Genomic DNA, 23,339 nt, shown 5'->3' with positions numbered 1-23,339 from the left:
TGCAATGCAGTGACATCAACCACGAGCCAGAACCTTGGCCAGCGCCTCCAGGAAGCGGTTGTTTTCAGCCGGCAAGCCGATGGTGATGCGCAGATGGTTCGGCATGCCATAGTTGGCCACCGGCCGCACGATCACGCCTTCGCGCAGCAGACCCTGGAACACAAGGGCAGCCACTTGTCCAAGGTCGACGCAGATGAAGTTGCCCTTGGACGGAATCCAGCCCAGGCCTAACTCGCGGAAGCCTTCCTGCAATTGCAACATGCCGCTTTCGTTGATGCGACGCCCCTCCTCCAGGTACTCGGCATCCTTCACTGCCGCACAGGCCGCTGCCAGGGCCAGGCTGTTGACATTGAACGGTTGGCGTACACGGTTCAGAACGTCAGCGACCACCGCGGAGGACAAGCCGTAGCCGACCCGCAACGACGCCAGGCCATAGGCCTTGGAGAAGGTGCGCGATACCAGCAGGTTCGGGTAGGCCGCCAGGAAGTCCAGGCCGTCCGGCAGGTCGCTGCCTTCGGCGTATTCTATGTAGGCTTCATCCAATACCACCAACACGTGCTCCGGTACGCCTTGCAGGAAGTCGTCCAGAGCTTGCGCGTCGAACCAGGTACCAGTCGGATTGTTCGGATTGGCGATGAAGATCACGCGGGTCTGTGCGTCGATCGCCGCCAGCATCGCTGGCAGGTCGTGCCCCCAATCCTTGGCTGGAATAACCCGTGCATCGGCACCGACAGCCTGGGTAACGATGGGATAGACCGCAAACGCGTGCTCGCTGAACACTGCATTCAAACCCGGCGCCAGGTAGGCACGGCCGACCAGCTCGAGAATATCGTTGGACCCATTACCCAGGGTCACCTGGCTCAGCTCGACTCGGCATTTTTGCGCCAGCAGCGACTTGAGGGCAAAGCCGTTGCCATCGGGATAACGGGTCAGCTCGGCCAGCTCTTCACGAATCGCCGCAAGCACTTTAGGGCTAGGACCCAGCGGGTTTTCGTTACTCGCCAGTTTGACGATTCTGGACGGGTCCAGATTCAACTCGCGCGCCAGCTCGTCCACAGGCTTGCCCGGGACGTAAGGCGACAGTTGTTGCACGCCCGGCTGAGCCAGAGCGAGGAAGTTGCCACTCATGTTAACGCCTCACAAAACCGCTTTCGGGTAAGAGCCCAGCACCTTGAGTGCCACGGCTTCCTGACTGATTTTCTCAAGCACACCTTTGACCAATGGGTCGCGGTGATGGCCGATGAAGTCGATAAAGAACACGTAAGTCCATTTACCGCTGCGCGATGGACGAGTCTCGATGCGCGTCAGGTCAATCCCATTGTCGTGAAACGGCACCAGCAGCTCATGTAGCGCGCCGGGCTTGTTGCTCATGGAAACGATAATCGAGGTCTTGTCGTCGCCGGTTGGGGGCACTTCCTGGCTGCCGATCATCAAGAAGCGCGTGGAGTTGTCCGGGCGGTCCTCGATTTTCTCGGCAAGGCGCGTCAAGCCATACAGGCCCGCCGCCATATCACCGGCGATGGCCGCCGAATTCCACTCGCCCTTGACCCGCTTGGCCGCCTCGGCGTTGCTGGAAACCGCCACGCGCTCGACGTTCGGGTAATGGGCGTCCAGCCACTTGCGGCACTGGGCCAGGGACTGGGCGTGGGAGTAGATGCGACTGATGCTGTCGGTCTTGGTGTTTTCGCCCACCAGCAAATGGTGGTGGATGCGCAGCTCGACTTCGCCACAGATGACCATGTCGTGCTCAAGAAAGCTGTCCAGCGTGTGGTTGACCGCACCTTCGGTGGAGTTTTCCACCGGCACCACGCCAAAATTCACCGCACCTGCCGCCACTTCGCGGAACACCTCGTCGATTGCCGCCATCGGCTTGCTGATCACTGCGTGGCCGAAGTGCTTCATGGCTGCCGCCTGGGTAAAGGTGCCTTCAGGGCCGAGGTAGGCCACTTTCAACGGCTGTTCCAGCGCCAGGCACGAGGACATGATTTCACGGAACAACCGCGCCATCTCTTCGTTGCCCAGCGGGCCCTTGTTGCGCTCCATCACGCGCTTGAGTACCTGGGCTTCACGCTCGGGACGGTAGAACACCGGCACTTCGCCTTCCGCCAGGGAAGCCATTTTCACGCGTGCCACTTCCTGGGCGCACCGCGCGCGCTCACTGATCAGCTCCAGGACTTTCTCGTCCAGACTGTCAATGCGCACACGCAGGGCCTTGAGTTCTTGCTCAGACATTAGCCGTGTTCCTTTTCGAACTCTGCCATGTAAGCCACCAACGCATTGATGGCGTTGATATCGACCGCGTTGTAGATCGAAGCACGCATGCCACCCACCGAGCGATGGCCCTTGAGGTTCAACAGGCCACGCTCATCGGCGCCTGCCAGGAATGGCTTGTCCAGGCGGTCGTCAGCCAGGCGGAACGGCACGTTCATCCACGAGCGGTCGGTGAGGTTGATCGGGTTGCTGTACAGGCCGCTGGCGTCGATGAAGTTGTACAGGGTGCGCTTCTTCTCTTCGTTGCGCTTGCCCATGGCTGCCACGCCGCCCTGTTCTTTCAGCCACTCGAACACCAGGCCCGACAGGTACCAGGCGAATGCCGGCGGGGTGTTGTACATCGAGCCGTTGTCGGCCGCGACCTTGTAGTTGAGCATGGTCGGACACAGCGAACGGGCGCGACCCAGCAGGTCTTCGCGGATGATATTGACCAGAATGCCGCTCGGGCCGATGTTCTTCTGCGCGCCGGCGTAGATCATGCCGTATTTGGACACGTCGATCGGGCGCGAGAGGATGTCCGAGGACATGTCGCACACCAGTGGCACGTCACCTACTTGCGGCACCCAATCAAATTCCAGGCCACCGATGGTTTCGTTCGCGACGTAGTGAACGTAGGCTGCGTCCTTGGACAGCGTCCACTCGTTCTGACCGGGAATGGCAAAGTAGTCGTAGGGCTTGGCGGTGCCTGCCACGTTGACATGCCCGTAGCGCGAGGCCTCTTCAATGGCCTTCTGCCCCCAGATACCGGTGTCGATATAGTCGGCCGTGCCGTTTTCCGGCAGCAGGTTCAGCGGGATCTGGGCGAACTGCTGGCTGGCGCCGCCTTGCAGGAACAGCACTTTGTAATCGGATGGGATGTCCAGCAAGTCACGCAGGTCCTGCTCAGCCTTGGTGGCGATGGATACAAACTCATCGCTGCGATGGCTCATCTCCATCACGGAGAGGCCTTTGCCATGCCAGTCGAGGAGTTCACCCTGCGCGCGCTGCAGGACTGCTTCAGGAAGCGCCGCGGGACCGGCACAGAAGTTATAGGCTCTCTTGCTCACATCCAATCTCACTCTGATTTGGTGGTAGTCACGCAAACATATCAGCCGACACTGGATCCAGTGTGGGAGCGGGCTTGCTCGCGAAGGCGGCGTGTCAGTCAACACATCTGGCGACTGACTCTCCGCCTTCGCGAGCAAGCCCGCTCCCACAAGAGGTCTCCATCGTTGTCGATATTTCCATCCGGACAAACAACAAGGGGGCGAATCTTCATCCGCCCCCTGTGTGTCCGCTTATTCCTGCGGTTCTTCTTCGTCTGCGGCCGCATCGAGGGTTGGCTCGTCGACGTTATCATCGCCTGCTGCGATTACCTCGCCATCGAAACCTTCACCTTCAAGCTCCTCGCCTTCAACTTCCGAAGGCTCCTGGACACGCTCCAGGCCGACCAGTTTTTCGTCCTTGGCCAGCTTGATCAAGGTCACGCCCTGGGTGTTACGGCCCAGGCTCGACACTTCAGCCACACGAGTACGTACCAGGGTGCCCTGGTCGGAAATCAGCATGATTTCCTCGCCATCGAGCACCTGGACCGCGCCAACCAGACGGCCATTGCGATCGTTGCTGACCATGGCAATAACACCTTGACCGCCACGCTTGTACTCCGGGAACTCGCTGATGGCCGTACGCTTGCCATAACCACGCTCGGAAGCAGTCAGGATCTGACTGCCTTCTTCCGGGATCAGCATCGAAATCAGCTTCTGCCCTTCTGGCAGGCGCATACCGCGCACACCGCGGGCGGTACGGCCCATGGCGCGAACATCGGACTCCTTGAAGCGCGTGACCTTGCCGCCGTCGGAGAACAGCATCACTTCACGCTCACCATCAGTGATCGCGGCGGAGATCAGTACATCGCCTTCGTCCAGCTCAAGGGCGATCAGGCCCACACTGCGCTGACGGCTGAAGGACTCCAGCGGAGTCTTCTTCACGGTGCCTTTGGCGGTAGCCATGAAGATGAAATGACCTTCGGTGTATTCCTCGACCGGCAGCATAGTGGTGATGTATTCATCACTGTCCAGCGGCAGCAGGTTGACCAGCGGACGACCACGAGCGGCGCGTGACGCTTCCGGAATTTCGTAGGTTTTGAGCCAGTACACCTTGCCCTTGCTGGAGAACAGCAGCAGCGTGGTGTGGCTGTTGGCAACCAGCAGGTGAGCGATGTAGTCCTCATCCTTCACGCCGGTAGCCGATTTACCTTTACCACCGCGACGCTGGGCCTGGTACGCAGCCAATGGCTGGGTCTTGGCATAGCCACCGTGGGAGATGGTCACCACGCGCTCTTCTTCCGGGATCATGTCACCCAGGGTCAGGTCGAGGCGGGCATCAAGGATTTCGGTGCGGCGCACATCGCCGTATTCGGCGCGGATCACTTCCAGTTCTTCGCGGATCACTTCCATCAGGCGCACGGCACTGCTGAGGATGCGGATCAACTCACCGATCTGGTTGAGAATCTCCTGATACTCGGCCAGCAGCTTCTCGTGCTCCAGGCCGGTCAAACGGTGCAGACGCAGCTCAAGGATTGCCTGGGCCTGCTCCGGCGACAGGAAATACTTGCCTTCACGCAGGCCGTATTGTGGATCCAGAGTCTCCGGACGGCACGAATCGGCGCCGGCACGCTCAACCATCGCCACTACGGCGCTGGATTCCCACGGCATCTTGATCAGCGCTTCCTTGGCTTCCGACGGAGTCGGTGAAGCCTTGATCAGCGCGATCACCGGATCGATGTTCGACAGCGCCACCGCCTGGCCTTCCAGGATATGGCCGCGTTCGCGGGCCTTGCGCAGTTCGAACACGGTACGACGGGTGACCACTTCGCGACGGTGACGTACGAAGGCTTCCAGCAGATCCTTGAGGTTCAGGATACGAGGGCGGCCATCGATCAGTGCCACAACGTTGATACCAAACACGCTTTGCAGCTGAGTCTGGGCGTAGAGGTTGTTGAGGATAACCTCAGGCACTTCGCCACGACGCAGCTCGATCACCACGCGCATGCCGTCTTTGTCGGACTCGTCGCGCAGTTCGGTGATGCCTTCGAGCTTCTTCTCTTTAACCAGCTCGGCGATCTTCTCGATCAGACGCGCCTTGTTCAACTGGTACGGGAGTTCGGTGATGACGATCTGCTGGCGACCACCGACTTTGTCGATGTCTTCGATCATCGAGCGGGCACGCATGTAGATGCGGCCGCGACCGGTGCGGTAGGCTTCGATGATGCCGGCGCGACCATTGATGATCGCGGCGGTCGGGAAGTCCGGACCAGGGATATATTGCATCAGCTCATCGACAGTCAGCTCAGGGTTGTCGATGAGTGCCAGGCAACCGTCGATGACTTCACCGAGGTTGTGTGGCGGGATGTTGGTGGCCATGCCCACGGCGATGCCGCTGGAGCCGTTGACCAACAAGTTCGGGATCCTGGTCGGCATGACCGCCGGGATCATTTCGGTACCGTCGTAGTTCGGCACCCAGTCCACGGTTTCTTTATGCAGGTCGGCCAGCAGCTCGTGCGCCAGCTTGGTCATGCGTACTTCGGTGTATCGCATGGCCGCGGCGTTGTCGCCATCGACCGAACCGAAGTTACCCTGGCCGTCTACCAGCAGGTAGCGCAGGGAAAACGGCTGGGCCATCCGAACGATGGTGTCGTACACCGCAGTGTCGCCGTGAGGGTGATACTTACCGATCACGTCACCGACAACACGGGCAGATTTCTTGTACGGCTTGTTCCAGTCGTTACCCAGCTCGCTCATCGCGAACAGCACACGCCGATGCACGGGCTTCAAGCCATCGCGCGCATCAGGCAGTGCCCGCCCGACAATTACGCTCATTGCGTAGTCGAGGTAGGACTGCTTCAGCTCGTCTTCGATATTGACCGGGAGGATTTCTTTGGCCAGTTCGCCCATGAGAAGCCTGATTCCTTTTTCGGGTGAAACCTCGTCACATCCATATGGGACGAACGAAGCTCGCCGCTGCCGGCATGATGCCTAGCAACGACTTACGACAAATCAACGAGTTATGACACGGATCTGCGCATTAAGGGCCGCCCCTTGGGGTGACCCTGGAAACCGCCGGATGGTACCACAATCGCCGCCACGCACCTATCCCCCTGATGCGCATGGAACGTAGTAAGTTGACGAATGACAGGCTTGGTGGCGACGAGAAGGGGCTCAGGGTCGACTGCCCGTTAAATTGGCGGCTGGTTTTGTCGAGCCGGGACGAAGCCAGTGCTCAACTCCATACCGTATTCGGTGCCATGGGTGTGCGTACCGTGGAAGTCGATAACGCCATATCGACCTGAACGTCGCCCGAAGGCCTGGAGTACCAAAACCTGTCGACCGGAAACGTGATCGCAGTCGCCTGCCCAGGCTTGGCATCCCTGATTTTCACACCAAATGCGCCAGTAAGCTCCGTGAGGCCCGGCACCCCGGAGGACGTGCTCATATGGTCAGACCCAACCCACGCCACCCACTTTCCGTCGTCGAGGGTGCGATATGTTTCAATTTGTCGAACAGCGAAATAGTTCATTTCCTCAAGTCGCGTGGACATTTCTATGTGGGCAGCCATGGTGTGCGGGTCCCTGTGCAAGGTCAAAGCATCATCATCCAGGCCGCGCACGCGAATCCCACAGCTTCTGGCCTTCGCCGCCACGATATGCCGTGAATCACTAGAGTTTCGAGCAGCGGTTATCGGTGCCGCGGTGGCATGGCTGCCCTCTATGTAGAGCGTGCGAACGCCTCGATCGTAAAGCACCTGCATCTTCTCTTGGAGGAAGGTGATACTGGCGGCTTGGTTATGCACCTCCCCAAGCACCATGCCATCCGCCTTGGCAAACACCTGCTCAATCAGATCATCCAGGGTTGCCGAGGGTGCCAGTGAGAGCGGCTCAGGCCTTCGCGGCTTAACGACACTCTTGTAGAAGCGCTGCCAATCCCTTTTAAACCAGGCGCTATGGAAGATACCGGTCGATTCCGGCAGATCAAAAGCCAGATGCTTTCCATCCCTATAGTCGACAGACGACAAAAACTCCTCTCCAGGCAGGTCCGCGGCCGACCTTGAACTTCCTCCCCCTCCACCCCGAAGCGCCACAGGGCGCCATTGGCCATATCCGCCATATTGCAGAACGCCGACCTCGATACGGCTGCGTCCATCAATGATGCTTACCGTCAGCTCGTCGCCTTCATACAGCTTGAAATCACCTTTGATCCGATACACCGCCGCCTGCCCATCAGCGCTCAGCGGACGAATCAGGTAGTCGCCGGCTGCGGTGCGGTAAATTCCTTTGCTGTTGGGCTCCAGCCCTCGCAACAGCGCAACCGCCTCATCCTGCGGCACCGCCGCGCTGCGCCACCCTGGCGGGACAAACGAGGTCAGCGCCAGTGGTGCGGGAACCTCGAAGAGCGCCGAAGGAGCCGTTACCGTCGAGCTCGCCGCAAAAGGAGAGACGGGCAAGGGCTTGACCCCCAGAACGGGCTGGCCGATGACATCACCTACCACTTCCATGCTCACCACACGCCTGGCGCCAGGTCCCCGGCGCAGGACCAGCCCAGGAATAACCAGCCCCCGGGTACGAAATGTGCGGACCATGTTGTGTGAAAGGCGCCGCCAGATTCCCAGGGCCCCTGTTGCCCAATGCGCTGCCCAAGGGAACATGTCCAATAAATTCCCAGCCACCTCAATCCCGAACATCACCTTGTTGAAGGTGGACTGGCGGGCGACTTGCGCGTTGCTCACCGAGCCTCGATCGGCCAACTCCATCTGCCGCATGACTTGCATGTAATACATACCGTGCAGCAAGGATGCCAGGCAGGGTACGAGACTGATTTTCATCATCGGCAGTCCAGCCGGGTCAGGCCCGATTGGTGGCAGTACTGACACGATGGTTTTGAGAAAGACAGAGTCAGTCAGCAATAACCGCATTTCTTGAGTGAGCCACGGTGCGCGTGCAATGCCCTCGCCTTTGACCACAATCCGCTGCATCAGGTACGCCCGCCATGCCGGGCCGCTCAGCAGTGCCAGCAACGCTGCCTCGTCAGGCAGCTCACGTAGATTCATGCCATCCGGCGCATCGGGTGCGTAGAGTATCCTTTGCGCATCTTCATCCGTGCAGATGACGAGAAGCCCCAGCACCAACTGACCTCCGCCAACTTCAGGGGCCTCTTTGGGCGTACCCAGCACCAGAAAGTTCGCAACCACGGCCTTGCCTTCCACCAGAGGCCTGCTCTGCGGCGCCCAGGATGCCAGCACGGCGCTAACCCATTGCTCTCCGCGTTTGCGGGCCGGGTCATCGGCCAAAGGGGTTTGGTAAACAGCCGGGTTAAGACGGGCGAGTTGTGCCTCATATTCCAGAGTAGCGCCCTGAGCCGACATCCAGGCTTGTGCCCGTTGTTCGGCTTCCTGCGACTGGGCGGGCGGCGCGAATTTTATCTTGAGCACTCCTGATCGGTAGCTGTCACCGACATTGATGTCCTTGACCCACTGCTCAAGCCGCTCCCGCGACAGCACCAACGCCTCACCGCTGCTACTAAACACCCGGCTGCCATCTGCGTAGTTCAGTGGTGCCTCGAGGGTTTCACGGGAGGTCCAGGAAAGACTCTGATGCCAGGGCTCGACGTTTTTCAAGGCCAGCTCAGTCAGACTCACCCGCTCCACATAGCTTCGCTCAACCGGTTGCGTTACGCCTGGCGCAGGCGAGTAAGTCAGTCTTACGTGCTCGGTTTTGACAACCACCACTTTGTCCGGGTCGATCCGTTGCGCGGCGCTGGCGGGCAGGCCTTTGGACTGAAGGAATGTCTGCAGCTTGTTACGCAGAGCTTGCCGCGCATACTCGGCGAGGCTTGGGATCCCCTCAAGCCAAACGGCCAACTGGCGATTTTTGTTTTGCGCAGCCAGCTCCAAGCGCTGCAACACCCGCCGTGCATCCGCAGCCAGCGCTTTTTGCCAGGCAGGCAAGGCTTGGTCCTCCAGGCGCCGGTTACGTGCCACAAACGCGCCCGCGATATCCAGTTGAGGGGCCAGGTCAATCCGCTGATCCGGCACGCCAACCTGCAACAGTTCAGCGCTGGCAAGCAGCGAGTTCAGTTCCTGCTGCTGCATTGTCAACAAGGAATGAATGCTATCCGCGACAAAATCGCAGGCTACCTCGGTCAGTTCGAGGCGCTCGGATTCCCCCCACATCCCGGCCCATACAGTTCGCACCTTCACCGGCAGGCTGCGAGCAAGCAAGACGCCGGGCGGCCCCGCTTGATTGAGACGCTGAATGATTGCGCCGTATAAAGCGGCGCGATCGGCGTACTCTTCAAACCCATCGCCGGGCGTCCACAGAATCAGCGGCGTTCTGTGAGCTCTCTGTGCGTTGCCACTCAGAATGAACACACCCGCGAATCGAGTACCGTCAGCCAGCGACAAGGCGTAAACCTGCGGGCGCGGCGTACCGCGATACGCTAATTCCCGCGCAGCGTGGGTGGGGTACTGCAAGAAGCGGTCAATCAATGCCCTGCTCAACGGCTGCAATGTGCCATCCAGTGCCCGCAATGCCGCTTCGATAGCCAGCGCCTGCTTACGAGCGCGAATCAACAGTTCACACCGTAGCCCTTGATTCCCCTGGCGGGCGTTCCAGAACTCGCTAATCAAGGTCGGCAATTGAGCTCTCAGCGCCGCAACCAGATCGTTCAGCGTACCGATCGGATGGAGCTTGTATTGATCATTCAAGCTGTCGGGCTCAACATAAAAAGCCCCATCGCTATGCAGGTTCTGATTGACGGCATCTTCCTGACTCGCCAGCAATTGCGTCAACAGCGCTTCCAGCGTTTCGCTGGACTGAAATTGCTGTACTCCCTGTTCATCGACATGCGAGCGAGTGAAGTAAATTTCTGTCGGACGGATCTGCTCAGCGACCGCACCAAACATCTTCTTGAGTTGCAGCTGAAAAAAACGCTCCACCTGCGGCTTACCCGCCAGCAACTTGGCGATTAGCGTATTGAGGGCACCCATCTGGCGCACAAGGTTTTTTTGCTGATCTTCCAGCGACACACCCACTACGGGCAGGACCGGCAGAGTGTCGGGACGAAGCGGCCTGCTGGCCAGATCTCTGGGCAACCCTTGCGCCAGGGCCAATACCGCCGAAAGGCGAACGCTCACATCGGGTTCGAGCGCCTCCAGCACCGTGATCAGGTTGCTTTGCTGCTGCGCCAACTGCTCATTCAGCACCCGCTCCATCAAAGACTCTGCCGCCTCGGGGAAAAGCCTGACAGCGACCCAAACCGCGCGTCCCGCTCGGCGCAGGGCGAGCGCCCGGTCAAAATCCGCAACCGCGACATTGCCCAAAATTCCGTCACGGCCCCCATCAGTGATCCACCGTAAGCTCAGTTCATTGAGCATCTCGGAATACGATACAAATTCCTCCAGACCTCGCTGCGGCGTATACAACAACACGGGGTTCAGGCTGTTTAGTCCGCCGGTGGTCAACATGAAGGCGGCGGTCAAATCAATATCCGCATCTGCCCCTTTGATCGCCAGACGATACAGGCCCATTGCAGGACTTTCGGGTAGCTCGGACGTATCCGGCTGAATCAGAGCCCGTACGAGCTCCAATCCATGCGCAGTGATGCCTTGAGTCGAATCCGCAAGGTTATCGGCCCTGCGCAGTGCCGCCTCCCAGGCCAACGCATCGCAGCGATGTTGCAGCAAAACTTCGCGCCGGGTGCGGCTGCTATCCGCAACGGCAGGTGCACGCCAGAACTCACTCAGGCGCAGCCGGTAACGCTCTGACAAGCGCGTGAGACATTCACTCACCACGCCCTCGAAGCGTTGCGACTCAATATCGACTAGCACGCCATCAGCGGTGCAAAAAGCCAGTATTTGAGCACCCACAGGAGCTCGCCCGCTGGTCAATGCCTGTTGAAACAACTGTGTCAACGACTGCTGCGGCGCACCCGTCACCGATTCACTCGATAGGTAAACCGTATCCGGATCGATATTTTGGCCACTGAATGTGCTGGAAAACGCCTGCCTGAACAACTCCTCAGCCAGCAGCGCCGGGCTCGGTTGCCGGGCCAGCAGCTCCTGGCCGGCAGCAATCGCTTGTTGCAACTGCCCCAGTTGCCAAGCACGAGTGGGCGGCGGCAAGACCCCCATCAAATCAATGGCATCAATCGGGGAAACAGCTAATGAGGTAGACGTGTTGGTAGACATTGGCAAGTACCCTGAAAACGTGCAAGGGGTCACTCGCAGCTGCGATCAGATGCAAAGTGAGAGTTCCCCTAGCCTGCCAAACAGGCTCACTCGACGTGCTCTACACTTGTCTCACTCCTGGGACGCCGAAGAAAAAACAGCCGGCACAGCGCCCTTCAGTGCAATCGCTTACGACACATCAACTTCGCCAGCTTGACGGTGTCCGGCCGTTCGACCACACCTTTTTCGGTCACGATCACGTCAATCAGGTCGGCCGGGGTCACATCAAACACCGGATTGTAGGCACTCACATCGGCAGCGAAGCGCTGGTCAGCCACTTCCAGTAACTCGCTTGCATCCCGCTCTTCCAGAGCGACGTCATCACCAGTGACCATCATCAAGTCGAGGGTCGAGCTTGGCGCCACCACCATAAAGCGCACACCATGGTGCATGGCGCATACCGCCAACTGATAAGTGCCGATCTTGCTGATCACATCACCATTGGCCGCAATACAATCCGCACCAACGACTACCCACGTCACACCCTTGGTCTTGAGGATATGCGCGCCGGCCGAGTCGGTATTCACAGTGACCGGGATGCCCTCGCCCGCCAACTCCCAGGCAGTCAGCCGAGAACCTTGCAGCCATGGGCGGGTTTCGTTGACATAGACTTGCTCGACCAAACCTTCCAGGAAAGCGGCACGAATCACACCGAGTGCCGTGCCGATACCGCCCGTCGCCAAGGCACCTGCGTTGCCGTGGGTCAGAATCGCCTGAGCGTTGCCCTGGTGCTTGCGAATCCGCTCAACGCCCAACTGGGCCATAACCAGATTGGCTTCCCGGTCGCTTTCATGGATAGCAATAGCTTCTGCCTCCAGCGCCGCCAGCGGATCGGCGTGCTTCTTGACGCGGTCCAGGCGGTCGCGCATGCGCTTGAGGGCCCAAAACAGATTCGACGCAGTGGGACGGGTATCGGCCAGTAGTGCGTAGTCCTCTTCCCACGCAGCCTGCCAGTCACCACCTTCAGCGATGCGTTCACGGGCGGCAAGCACCAGGCCATAAGCCGCGCAGATGCCGAGGGCTGGAGCACCACGCACCACCATCGTGCGAATGGCCGCAGCCACTTCGTCAGCCGTGGAGCAGGCCACCCAGCTTTCCCGGGACGGCAAGACGCGCTGATCAAGCAGGTGCAGCGTGTCATCACGCCAATCGATGGCCTTCACCTTCTCCGCAGCCAACAGTCGGTCGCGCATCCCTCACCCCGCACTCATAAACAAAAGCCGCCGATTATAGCGATCCGCCAGCCGGGGCGCTCGGGTATACTTCGCCCTTCCTTAATAACAGCCTCGGACGACGCTTGCGATGACACCACCCGCCGCCCCGCTCGACTTATTGCTACTGCCCACCTGGCTGGTACCGGTCGAGCCGGCCGGGGTCGTGCTCAAGGAACACGGCCTGGGTATCCGTGACGGACGCATTGCCTTTATCGGACCACGCACCCACGCCCTGAAACTGGCGGCAACCGAGGTGCGGGAACTGCCCGGAATGTTGCTCAGCCCGGGCCTGGTCAACGCCCACGGCCACGCTGCCATGACACTGTTTCGTGGCCTGGCGGACGATCTGCCCTTGATGAACTGGCTCGAAAATCACATATGGCCTGCCGAAGCCAAGTGGGTGGATGAAACCTTCGTCCGTGACGGCACCGACCTGGCGATCGCCGAGCAGCTCAAAGGTGGCATTACCTGTTTTTCGGACATGTATTTCTTTGCGAAAGTTGCCAGCGAACGGGTACATAACAGCGGCATCCGTGCACAGATCGCCATCCCGATCCTGGACTTTCCGATTCCGGGCGCCAGCAGTGCCGACGAGGCGATTCGCCAGGGCATCGAGTTGTTTGGCGACCTCAAGCACCACCCACGCATCAATATCGCGTTCGGGCCGCACGCGCCGTATACCGTCAGCGATGAAAACCTGGAGAAAGTGCGGGTGATCGCCGAGGAACTGGACGCCGCGATTCACATGCATGTCCACGAAACCGCCTTCGAAGTGCAGCAATCACTGGAGCATCGCGGTGAGCGCCCACTGGCACGTCTTGGCCGCCTGGGTTTGCTGGGACCGCGCTTCCAGGCGGTTCACATGACTCAAATCAGCGACGAAGACCTGACCTTGCTGGTAGAAAGCAACAGTAGCGTCATTCACTGCCCGGAATCGAACCTGAAACTGGCCAGCGGTTTCTGCCCAGTGGAGCGCCTGTGGCAGGCCGGCGTCAATGTAGCAGTAGGCACCGACGGCGCCGCCAGTAACAATGACCTCGACCTGCTGGGCGAAACCCGAACCGCCGCCTTGCTCGCCAAGGCCGTCGCCGGCTCGGCCGCCGCCCTGGATGCCCATCGCGCACTGCGCATGGCCACCCTCAACGGAGCCAGGGCCTTGGGCCAGGAAAGCGAAATCGGTTCCCTGGAAATCGGCAAGGCCGCAGACATAGTGGCGTTCGATTTGTCGGGCTTGGCGCAACAACCGATCTATGATCCCGTCTCGCAGCTTATATATGCCACCGGACGCGATTGTGTAAAACACCTTTGGGTCGATGGCAAGCAATTGCTCGACGACCGGCAACTGACTCGCCTGGATGAGCAACAGTTGTGCGCCACGGCCATCGCCTGGGGCCAACGCATCAGCGGTCACACCGAATAACGCCGCCCCTGAGCCACGCCTCATGACCGGCAAACCGCTTTATCAGATTTAGAGGATGATCCATGAGCAACGTCGACCACGCTGAAATCGCCAAATTCGAAGCCCTGGCCCATCGTTGGTGGGACCGCGAAAGCGAGTTCAAACCCCTGCACGATATCAACCCATTGCGCGTCAACTGGATCGACGAGCGCGTCAACCTGGCCGGCAAAAAGGTGCTGGACGTCGGATGCGGCGGCGGCATTCTCAGCGAAGCCATGGCCCTGCGCGGCGCAACCGTAATGGGTATCGACATGGGTGAAGCACCGCTGGCGGTAGCTCAACTGCATCAGCTCGAATCCGGCGTGAGCGTCGAATACCGGCAGATCACTGCCGAAGGGTTGGCTGAAGAAATGCCCGAGCAGTTCGACGTGGTCACTTGCCTTGAAATGCTTGAACACGTGCCGGACCCATCGTCGGTGATCCGCGCCTGCTTCCGTATGGTAAAGCCCGGCGGCCAAGTGTTCTTCTCTACCATCAACCGCAATCCGAAGGCCTACCTGTTCGCGATCATCGGTGCCGAATACATCATGAAGCTGCTGCCTCGTGGCACCCATGACTTCAAGAAATTCATCCGCCCCTCCGAACTGGGTGCCTGGAGCCGCCAGGCCGGGCTGACCGTCAAGGACATCATCGGTTTGACCTACAACCCGCTGACCAAGCATTACAAGCTGGCCAGCGACGTTGACGTCAACTACATGATCCAGACCTTGCGCGAGGAATAAACCGGTGAAGTTGAAAGCAGTTCTCTTCGACATGGACGGTACCCTGCTGGACACCGCGCCGGACTTTATCGCCATCTGCCAGGCCATGCGTACTGATCGCGGGCTGGCGCCGATCGACGACAAACATATCCGTGATGAAATTTCCGGTGGCGCCAAGGCCATGGTTGCCGCGACCTTCTCGATGGATCCCGAATCCCCTGGCTTTGAAGAACTGCGCCAGGAGTTCCTGGAGCGCTACCTCAAAGGCTGCGCAATCCACAGCAAATTGTTCGACGGCATGGGCGAACTGTTGGCCGACATCGAGAAATCCAAGCTGATCTGGGGCGTGGTCACCAACAAGCCATTGCGCTTTGCCGAACCGATAATGCAGCAGTTAGGCCTGGCCGAACGCTCGGCATTGTTGATCTGCCCGGATCACGTGAAAAACAGTAAACCGGACCCCGAACCACTGATCCTGGCCTGCAAGCTGCTCGACCTTGACCCGGCCAGCGTACTGTTCGTAGGCGATGACCTGCGCGATATCGAGTCAGGACGTGACGCTGGCACCCGCACCGCTGCGGTAACCTACGGTTATATTCATCCGGACGACAATCCGCGCCACTGGGGTGCCGATGTGGTAGTGGATCACCCGCTGGAGTTGCGCAAGGTACTGGATAACGCGCTGTGCCGTTGCTGATTGCTGGGCGGTGAAGATCCAGAAATGTGGGCGCTGCACAGAGACTCAAGCCAGGTATTTGCAACCTGTTTAGTTTTATCGAGGATGTTTATGTTTGATTACTCCGCACACCCTGAATTGCTCAAGGGCCGAACCATCCTGGTCACCGGTGCCGGTCGCGGAATTGGCGCGGCTGCGGCAAAGACCTATGCAGCTCACGGTGCCACGGTGCTCCTGCTGGGCAAGACCGAAGCCAATCTGGCTCAGGTCTACGACGAAATCGAAGCCGCCGGCCACCCGCAACCCGTGGTTATCCCGTTCAACCTGGAGACCGCCCTGCCCCACCAGTACGATGAGCTGGCGGCGATGATCGAAAAAGAATTCGGTCATCTCGACGGGTTGCTGCACAACGCTTCGATCATTGGCCCACGCACGCCGATCGAACAACTGTCCGGCGAAAACTTCATGCGCGTGATGCACGTCAACGTCAACGCGATGTTCATGCTGACCGCTACGTTGCTGCCATTGCTCAAGCTGTCTCAAGATGCCTCGGTGGTATTCACCTCCAGCAGTGTGGGACGCAAGGGTCGCGCCTATTGGGGAGCCTACGGGGTTTCGAAATTTGCCACCGAGGGACTGATGCAAACCCTGGCCGACGAGCTCGACACGGTTGCTGCCGTACGCGCCAACAGCATCAACCCCGGCGCCACACGCACCAGCATGCGTGCGCAGGCTTACCCAGGGGAAAACCCTGGCAACAACCCGCTGCCTGAAGACATCATGCCGGTGTACCTGTACCTGATGGGCCCGGACAGCACCGGGATCAATGGCCAGGCATTCGACGCACAGTAGCCGTAACGCACTCGATACTGGCGGGGCAGACACCACCCCGCCAGTGTCTTATCAGGCCTCGCTGGTTTCCAGAACGTGTCGCTCGTGAGCGATCGGCGCCTTTTCCAGCTGCATGCATCGTTCCAGGAACAGGTACATGTAGTCGTAGCTTTTGCAGACTGCCTGGCGCAGCTCTACCTGCAGGGCCTTGCTCGGGTTCGTCCCGGCCAGGGTGCAAATGATTTCCAACGCCTCCCATGGATGGGCGTCATCGTACTGGGCATGCATTTTCAGCCATTTCATCGCCCGCTTGCGATCTTCCTCGGGGAAGGCCGCGGCATAGACACCTGTCGAGCACACCACGGCCGACCACTCCCCAGTGGCGCCTTCGATAGCATAGTTGGTGGCTGCAATGGCAACGATCAGAGAATCCGCCGAACTGGTGTGCCAGCACCAATGGCTCAGTGCATGCAACTCGGGCGGAACGTCCTGTGCCTGCAGCTCTTCCAGGCTGACCCCATGGGCGCGCGCCCAATGTACCCAGTAGTCGGCGTGATTGAGCTCCACGCGAATATTGCGCATCAACCAGCGCCGCGCCATATCCTCCCCTGGATGGCGGGAAAACTTGGTCTTGGCGAGGTTTTGTGCCATGTACAACGCAAACTGTTCAACCACCGGCCACCCGCCAATCAGGTAGTGGCGCATGGTCTTGGCGCTGAGCTTGTTATCGCGCATACGCTGGTACAGTTCGTGTTCGACAACTCGACGCTTGCTCTCGCTACAGTCCTGGATCAGTTGCTGAGCCCAGGCGGGGTAACTTGAGGCATCCATGAGCGGACCGGTTCTGTTGAATGTGTCGATCACTGTAGGGCTCCTTTTGATGTGTGATATGTACAGACCAGCAAATGTTTCAGCGGAACGTGCCAGGCGCCCTGAATAACAGAGGCTGCGGCCGCACAGGTCGACACTGCAAACTATCAAAGGTAAACAATTGCGGACGCTCGATCAGGTAGCCCTGAGCGTAATCCACGCCAATCTCAAGCAAGGCCTGCTCAATCTGCGGCGTTTCAACAAATTCGGCAATTGTACGTTTACCCATGACATGGCCAATGTGATTGATCACTTCGACCATTGCGCGGTTAATCGGGTCGTCCAGCATATCCTTTACGAAACTTCCATCGATCTTCAAGAAGTCTACAGGTAAATGTTTAAGATATGCGAATGAAGACATTCCGGCGCAGAAGTCATCCAGCGAAAACTGACAACCTAAGCCTTTGAGCTCATTGATAAAACGAATTGCACTGCCCAAGTTTGAAATTGCACTGGTTTCGGTAATTTCAAAACAAATCATTTCTGCTGGAATATTGTAAGCAACGAATCTGTCACGTAAAAAACCGAGAAACTCATCATCGCCGATAGTTATTCCTGACAGATTTATCGCACATACCGCCATAGGCCGGCCTGGGCGCTCGAACATGCACTTGGCGATGACTTTAAATACATTCTCTACAACCCAGCGGTCCAATGACGTCATTAACCCATAACGCTCGGCAGCCGGAATAAAACTGTCAGGCAAGATAATCCGCCCCGCCTCATCTTGCAGGCGCAGCAGAATCTCAATGTGTCCATTGCCCTGCTCGGTATGCCCCAGAGGAGCGATTTCCTGGGCGTACAGACAGAACCGATTCTCTTCCAAGGCGATGTGCAGGCGCTGCACCCAGGCCATCTCACCGAAACGCAAAGACAGCTCCGAGTCATCGGAGTGATAGACCTGCACCCGGTTGCGGCCCTTTTCCTTGGCCATGTAGCAGGCCATGTCGGCAGCCCGCAGCGATGCTTCCAGCGTCGTCGGGGATTGCGCGATATGCACCAGGCCAATACTGACGGTGGTGACGAAAGGCCGTCCCTTCCACACAAAGTGCAGGCTTTGCACGGTATGGCGCAAGCTCTCGGCGATTTTCTCGGCTGCCGGGGCTGGGCAGTTCTTCAGCAAAATGCCGAACTCATCACCTCCAAGGCGAGCCAGGGTGTCACTTTCGCGAAGATCGGACTGCAACAGGGCGCAGATATGCCGCAACAGCTCATCGCCCGCGGCATGCCCACAGGTGTCATTGACCAACTTGAACTGGTCCAGGTCCAGGAACATCAACGCGTGCTGGCCGCCATGCTGGCGTCCGACGTTGTGCAAAACCTGCTCCAGGCGATATTCGAACTCGCGGCGGTTGGCCAGGCCGGTCAGTGCATCGTGGGACGCCTGCCAGGACAGATTGGCAATGTACTGTCGTTCCTGGGTCATATCGTGCAATACCAGCACCGTGCCGCTGATCTTGCCGGCACTGCGGATCGGCGCGCCAACCAAGGTCACGGCCACCGTGCTGCCATCGACCCGCTGGATCAACCTCGAATGCTCACTGCCCCCATAGAGGTTGCCGGCAAGAATGTGCTCGATCAGCATAAACCCGTAGGACTGGGCATTTTCATCCAGCAAATTGAACAACGCATCCAGCGGCAACCCCTGGGCCTGAGCCGCCTTCCAATGGGTCAGGGCCTCGGCCGCAGGGTTCATATAAGTGATGGCTCCCTCGACATCCGTGCTGATGACCCCATCACCAATAGACTCTAACGTAATCTGCGCCCGCTCCTTTTCCAGTTCCAGGGCATCGGCAAAAGCGCGCCGTTGAGTCAGCAGCTTGTGGGTACGCCACAGCGCCAGCACGATCAAGCCCAGCGCCGTGGCCAGGTTGGTCAACAGCAGCAGACGCAGAATGACCCGCGACCCCTCGCCCAGGGCATCACTGAAAGCCTTGGCAGCCGGCGTTACACCATCATTGATGGCAAAGATGCGCGCCTTCCAGCGTTTCACATCACCCTCGGCTACCTGATTGCCAATGATTGCCCGGTGCATCTCATGCGCCAGGTCATCCAACTGCACCAGGTAGGCATCCCCCACCGCCCACCATTCGATGGCCTTTTCCAGATAACTGAAGTGGCGAAAGTTGAGGTACAGCCAGATCAGGCTGGAGACATCATCACTATGGTTGCCGCCCTTGAGAATACTCAGACGTGCGGCGGCAAGGTCTGGCGTCGGACGATTCAGAGCGGTCCGTAGTTCGTGTCCACCGTGGGGCACGGCGATGGCGTTCTGGTATTTGAGGAAAGTGGCTTCGTCGCGACTGTCTGCGTACAGCGTCAGGTAGTAGATGGCATCTTTCTGGCCCTTGGACCACAGACTCTCGCCAGCCACATACCCGCGCACCGCCGAGAGCATATAGAGGCTGACGCCCCCCAATAACGCCTGGAACAGCACGACGGCGATAAATGGCCAGACGATGCCCAACAACCGTGGCGTCGCGAAAATCCGCTTTTGCTTCATGAGGTCCCTTGCACATGCACAGCCAAAATACGCACGCGAATCAAACACGCCCCTGAGAGCACAGCCTAGGCTATATCACCGCACTTGTTGCAGATGTCCGTAAAGTTTTGCATACAACCCGCCATCGGCGATCAACTGCTGGTGGTCACCATCTTCGGCGATATGACCGCCATCAAATACCAGTACTCGATCAGCTTGTTTTACCGCCGACAGCCGGTGGGCGATGATCAGAGTAGTGCGACCACTGAGAAACCGCGTCAATGCCTGGTGCAGGTTGTACTCGGTGGCCGCATCGAGGGCAGATGTCGCTTCATCGAGTATGACAACCTTGGGCTCGGCCAACACCATGCGGGCAATGGCCAGACGCTGACGCTGCCCACCGGAAAAACGCACCCCGGAACGCCCTACCACACTGTCCAGGCCCAAAGGCAAAGCCTTGACGGTAGCATCCAGTTGGGCGATTTCCAGTGCCTGCCAGCAGGCCTGATCGCTGCGATCACGGCCCATGGTCAGGTTGGCGCGCACGGTATCGTTGAACAAGGCCGGATGCTGCAACACCACTGCAACGTTTTCACGGATCGTTGCCAGTCCGATTTCCTGCTGGGTTGCACCACCGAAACGGATGGCGCCCGACTGCGGCGTATAAAGCCCCAGCAACAGTTGCACCAGGGTACTTTTACCGCCGCCACTGGCTCCGACAATCGCCACTTTCTCACCCGGCGCAATATCCAGGTCGAGTTGGTCGAGCACCCGATCTTCACCGTACCCGAAACTCAGGCCGCGAACTTCGATCCCCACCGTCTCTCTCCCGGCAAAAGGGTCGGTTTCGCCCGCGTATTGCGGCTCGTCGGCCCGGGCCAGCAGTTCGTTGATCCGCGTCAGCGCGCCACCTGCCGCGTAGTAGGCGTATTGCAGGTTCAGCAACTGCTCCACCGGACCGATCATGAACCACAGGTAACTGAACACCGCGAGCATCTGCCCGATGGACAGGTCGGAAAACAGCACCGTAAGCATTGCTGCCGCCCGGAAGATGTCGATTCCAAACTGGAACAGCAAGCCGCTGGCGCGACTGGAAGCATCGCTTTTCCATTGTGAGTTGACCGCAAAATCCCGTACTTCCTGGGCTCGGTGCCCCAGCCGTCCGAGGAAAAAACCTTGGCGGTTGCCCGCTCGGACTTCCTGGATGGCATCAAGGGTTTCGGTCAGGGCCTGGGTAAACCGTGACGTACTGTCGTTTTCCAGCTTTTTCAGATGTTTGACACGTTTGCCCAACTGTACCGTGGCGTAGATCACCAATGGGTTGAACAACAGGATCAACAACGCCAGTTGCCAATGCATCCACATCAGAATCGCGGAAGTGCCCACCAAGGTCAGCATAGCCACCAGGAAACGGCTCAGGGTTTCACCGACAAACTTATCCAGCGTATCCAGATCGGTCACCAGATGAGTCGTCACGGTACCGCTGCCCAAGCTTTCGTACTCGCCCAGGGAAATTCGCTTGAGGCGCTCGATCAACCGCACGCGAATACGGTAGACAATATCCTTGGCCAACTGCGCAAACAGCCGGGCCTGCAATACGTTGAACACCAGGGCACCGCAACGTAGCACCAGGGTGAGAAACAGCATCAGGCCAATATAGCCAGCGGCCGTCTGCCAGCCCAGCGGCAGCGCATGGTTCATCACCTTCAGCGCAGCGTCGCCGTGGCCCAGCAGCACTTCATCCACCAGCAACGGCAACAGCAGGGGAATCGGCACGCTGCAAAGGGTCGCGAGTACGGCGACACCATTGGCGACCCACAGGGATTTTTTGTGGCGCAGGGCCAGACGCCGAATCTCCGCCCAGGTCAGCCGATCGACACGCCGGGCCTGTTCAGCAGGCTGATCAGGCACAGGCGGCGCGCTCCAGCCAGCGACCGAGCAAAGGCGCCAGCTCGGACAGCGGCTGGTAGCCGTTGGTCAACAAGGCCAACTGGCCATTACGCTCGGCCAGCAATGTAGGAAAACCAGCCACGCCCAGGTCCTGGACCCAGGTGAAGTCAGCAGCAGTGGCTGCGTGCTGGTCGGCGCGATCAAACGCTTCGGCAAATTCGATGCGCGGTATGCCAGCCTGTTCGGCCAACTCCACCAACACGCTGGCGTGGGTCACGTCGCGGCCCTCGACATAAAACGCACGCTGGATCAGCCCCAGCAGCCTCCAGGCACAATCCGGCGCCAGGTCGCGGGCGGTGACAATGGCACGACACGCAGGCTCGGTGTCGTAGACAAAACCTTCAGGCAGAGCGCCTTCGCGGTTGAACGGCTGGCCGGTGGCGTCAGTGACTGCCTGCCAGTGCTCTAGGATATAGCGTCGGGTCGTCGGCTCCAGGGCTGCACCACTGCCGGTGCGCAAGCCGCCCACCACTAGGTGCAGCTCGACGCCGGCGGCCTGCGCCTGCTCCATAAGTGCCTTGGCCACCGGTGCGAAGCCCCAGCACCAGGAACACATGGGATCCATTACATAGAGCAGGCGCGCGGACATGGCTCAGGCCTCGGAAGATGATTGCTTGTAGTTGTAGCCAATTGGGTGCGGCATGTTGCGGGCCTTGGCCAGTTCAATCTGCTTCTGGCGGTCGATCGCGCTGCGGCGGGTTTTCTCGGAGAGCTTATCCCAGCAATGCGGGCAACTGATGCCGGCCACATAATGCTCGGACGCCCGGTCTTCGACGCTGATGGGTGTACGGCAGGCATGACATTGATCGTAGTCGCCTTCACTCAAGTCGTGACGCACGGTGACACGATTATCGAAGACAAAGCAGTCGCCCTGCCATTTGGTTTCTTCCTGAGGCACCTCCTCAAGGTACTTCAAGATCCCGCCCTTGAGGTGATACACCTCGCCGAATCCCTCGCCGAGCATATAGCTCGAGGCCTTTTCACAGCGAATGCCACCGGTGCAGAACATGGCGACTTTCTTGTGCCTGGTCGGGTCGAAATTGGCTTTTATGTAGTCGGGAAATTCGCGAAAACTGGTGGTCTTCGGATCAACAGCACCTTCAAAGGTGCCGATCGACACTTCGTAGTCGTTGCGGGTATCGATCAACAGCACTTCAGGATCGCTGATCAACGCATTCCAGTCTTTCGGGTCGACGTAGGTACCGACCTTTTTGTTCGGGTCGACGCCTTCGACGCCCAGGGTCACGATCTCTTTCTTGAGCTTGACCTTGGTACGGTAGAACGGCTGCTCGTCGCAATACGACTCTTTGTGATCGAGGTCGACCATGCGTGGATCGTTCTTGAGCCAGGCGATCAAGCCATCAATGCCTTCACGGCTACCGGAAACGGTACCGTTGATGCCTTCTTCGGCGATCAGCAAGGTGCCTTTGATGCCGTTGTCGACCATTGCCTTGAGCAGCGGCTCGCGCAGGGCGACGTAATCTTCGAGGGTGACGAACTTATACAGTGCCGCCACGACAATCGGGTGTGTCATGGGTATCTCTCCAGGTGGCTACCCTCGTAAGGGGTGAACCGGATGCAAAAAAACGCGCCAGCCAAGTGGCGCGCCACGGATTCTAGCAAAACT

Annotated in this window: 15 protein-coding genes; 4 read left to right on the top strand and 11 right to left on the bottom strand. The window is 59.0% G+C overall.

What is annotated here, in order from left to right; all coding sequences use genetic code 11:
- Positions 1-15 precede the first annotated feature (15 nt).
- From hisC to mtnA, 6 genes are all read right to left on the bottom strand, one after another.
- On the bottom strand, positions 16-1,128 hold the full coding sequence (gene hisC / locus OQ460_RS08595) for a histidinol-phosphate transaminase (RefSeq protein ID WP_410021395.1): 1,113 nt from the start codon (positions 1,126-1,128) through the stop codon (positions 16-18).
- A gap of 9 nt (positions 1,129-1,137) precedes the next feature.
- Positions 1,138-2,232, bottom strand: coding sequence for a prephenate dehydratase (gene pheA / locus OQ460_RS08590; RefSeq protein WP_003172650.1), 1,095 nt, complete (start codon positions 2,230-2,232; stop codon positions 1,138-1,140).
- Positions 2,232-3,317, bottom strand: a complete 1,086-nt coding sequence (serC, locus tag OQ460_RS08585; RefSeq protein WP_410021394.1) for a 3-phosphoserine/phosphohydroxythreonine transaminase — start codon at positions 3,315-3,317, stop codon at positions 2,232-2,234. Before serC ends, pheA begins: the two co-directional genes overlap by 1 nt.
- A 231-nt stretch (positions 3,318-3,548) precedes the next feature.
- Positions 3,549-6,203 carry a DNA gyrase subunit A gene (gyrA, locus tag OQ460_RS08580; protein ID WP_410021393.1) on the bottom strand — a complete coding sequence of 885 codons (2,655 nt, stop codon included), beginning with the start codon at positions 6,201-6,203 and terminating at the stop codon, positions 3,549-3,551.
- A 325-nt stretch (positions 6,204-6,528) separates the two neighbouring features.
- Positions 6,529-11,490, bottom strand: coding sequence for a membrane-targeted effector domain-containing toxin (locus OQ460_RS08575; protein WP_410021392.1), 4,962 nt, complete (start codon positions 11,488-11,490; stop codon positions 6,529-6,531).
- A 155-nt stretch (positions 11,491-11,645) separates the two neighbouring features.
- Positions 11,646-12,722 (bottom strand): S-methyl-5-thioribose-1-phosphate isomerase, encoded by a 1,077-nt coding sequence (gene mtnA / locus OQ460_RS08570; RefSeq protein ID WP_410021391.1) that lies wholly within the window; start codon positions 12,720-12,722, stop codon positions 11,646-11,648.
- Between the two features lie 109 nt (positions 12,723-12,831).
- On the opposite strand from mtnA, the gene OQ460_RS08565 reads away from it, so the two are divergent.
- From OQ460_RS08565 to OQ460_RS08550, 4 genes are all read left to right on the top strand, one after another.
- Complete coding sequence (locus OQ460_RS08565; RefSeq protein WP_410021390.1) at positions 12,832-14,163, top strand: TRZ/ATZ family hydrolase; 1,332 nt, start codon at positions 12,832-12,834, stop codon at positions 14,161-14,163.
- A gap of 62 nt (positions 14,164-14,225) precedes the next feature.
- Positions 14,226-14,924: a bifunctional 2-polyprenyl-6-hydroxyphenol methylase/3-demethylubiquinol 3-O-methyltransferase UbiG gene (gene ubiG / locus OQ460_RS08560; RefSeq protein WP_410021389.1), complete on the top strand. Its 699-nt coding sequence runs from the start codon at positions 14,226-14,228 to the stop codon at positions 14,922-14,924.
- A 4-nt stretch (positions 14,925-14,928) separates the two neighbouring features.
- Positions 14,929-15,600 (top strand): N-acetylmuramic acid 6-phosphate phosphatase MupP, encoded by a 672-nt coding sequence (gene mupP, locus OQ460_RS08555; RefSeq protein ID WP_410021388.1) that lies wholly within the window; start codon positions 14,929-14,931, stop codon positions 15,598-15,600.
- Between the two features lie 90 nt (positions 15,601-15,690).
- Positions 15,691-16,431: a YciK family oxidoreductase gene (locus tag OQ460_RS08550; protein ID WP_410021387.1), complete on the top strand. Its 741-nt coding sequence runs from the start codon at positions 15,691-15,693 to the stop codon at positions 16,429-16,431.
- 51 nt (positions 16,432-16,482) lie between these two features.
- On the opposite strand, the gene OQ460_RS08545 is transcribed toward OQ460_RS08550, so the two are convergent.
- From OQ460_RS08545 to OQ460_RS08525, 5 genes are all read right to left on the bottom strand, one after another.
- The gene (locus OQ460_RS08545; RefSeq protein ID WP_410021953.1) at positions 16,483-17,241 is read right to left on the bottom strand and encodes a TenA family transcriptional regulator; all 759 of its coding nucleotides are present in this window, start codon (positions 17,239-17,241) and stop codon (positions 16,483-16,485) included.
- A 79-nt stretch (positions 17,242-17,320) separates the two neighbouring features.
- A complete protein-coding gene (locus tag OQ460_RS08540) occupies positions 17,321-19,783 on the bottom strand; it encodes an EAL domain-containing protein (RefSeq protein WP_410021386.1) in 2,463 nt (820 codons plus the stop codon).
- Between the two features lie 75 nt (positions 19,784-19,858).
- Positions 19,859-21,673, bottom strand: coding sequence for an ABC transporter ATP-binding protein (locus tag OQ460_RS08535; protein WP_410021385.1), 1,815 nt, complete (start codon positions 21,671-21,673; stop codon positions 19,859-19,861).
- On the bottom strand, positions 21,666-22,301 hold the full coding sequence (locus OQ460_RS08530) for a DsbA family protein (protein ID WP_410021384.1): 636 nt from the start codon (positions 22,299-22,301) through the stop codon (positions 21,666-21,668). Before OQ460_RS08530 ends, OQ460_RS08535 begins: the two co-directional genes overlap by 8 nt.
- A gap of 3 nt (positions 22,302-22,304) precedes the next feature.
- A complete protein-coding gene (locus OQ460_RS08525) occupies positions 22,305-23,246 on the bottom strand; it encodes a rhodanese-related sulfurtransferase (RefSeq protein WP_410021383.1) in 942 nt (313 codons plus the stop codon).
- Positions 23,247-23,339: the final 93 nt, after the last annotated feature.

Source organism: Pseudomonas imrae, assembly GCF_046352735.2.
GTDB lineage: Bacteria > Pseudomonadota > Gammaproteobacteria > Pseudomonadales > Pseudomonadaceae > Aquipseudomonas > Aquipseudomonas imrae.
This window is presented reverse-complemented; position numbering and strand designations above follow the sequence as displayed.

Bases quoted from the DNA above. Each gene is read 5' to 3' on its own strand.
- OQ460_RS08565 (WP_410021390.1), top strand. From the start codon at position 12,832: ATGACACCACCCGCCGCCCCGCTCGACTTATTGCTACTGCCCACCTGG.
- mtnA (WP_410021391.1), bottom strand. From the start codon at position 12,722: ATGCGCGACCGACTGTTGGCTGCGGAGAAGGTGAAGGCCATCGATTGG.
- ubiG (WP_410021389.1), top strand. From the start codon at position 14,226: ATGAGCAACGTCGACCACGCTGAAATCGCCAAATTCGAAGCCCTGGCC.
- hisC (WP_410021395.1), bottom strand. From the start codon at position 1,128: ATGAGTGGCAACTTCCTCGCTCTGGCTCAGCCGGGCGTGCAACAACTG.
- OQ460_RS08525 (WP_410021383.1), bottom strand. From the start codon at position 23,246: ATGACACACCCGATTGTCGTGGCGGCACTGTATAAGTTCGTCACCCTC.
- OQ460_RS08545 (WP_410021953.1), bottom strand. From the start codon at position 17,241: ATGGATGCCTCAAGTTACCCCGCCTGGGCTCAGCAACTGATCCAGGAC.
- OQ460_RS08540 (WP_410021386.1), bottom strand. From the start codon at position 19,783: ATGAAGCAAAAGCGGATTTTCGCGACGCCACGGTTGTTGGGCATCGTC.
- OQ460_RS08530 (WP_410021384.1), bottom strand. From the start codon at position 22,301: ATGTCCGCGCGCCTGCTCTATGTAATGGATCCCATGTGTTCCTGGTGC.
- pheA (WP_003172650.1), bottom strand. From the start codon at position 2,232: ATGTCTGAGCAAGAACTCAAGGCCCTGCGTGTGCGCATTGACAGTCTG.
- OQ460_RS08575 (WP_410021392.1), bottom strand. From the start codon at position 11,490: ATGTCTACCAACACGTCTACCTCATTAGCTGTTTCCCCGATTGATGCC.
- gyrA (WP_410021393.1), bottom strand. From the start codon at position 6,203: ATGGGCGAACTGGCCAAAGAAATCCTCCCGGTCAATATCGAAGACGAG.
- OQ460_RS08550 (WP_410021387.1), top strand. From the start codon at position 15,691: ATGTTTGATTACTCCGCACACCCTGAATTGCTCAAGGGCCGAACCATC.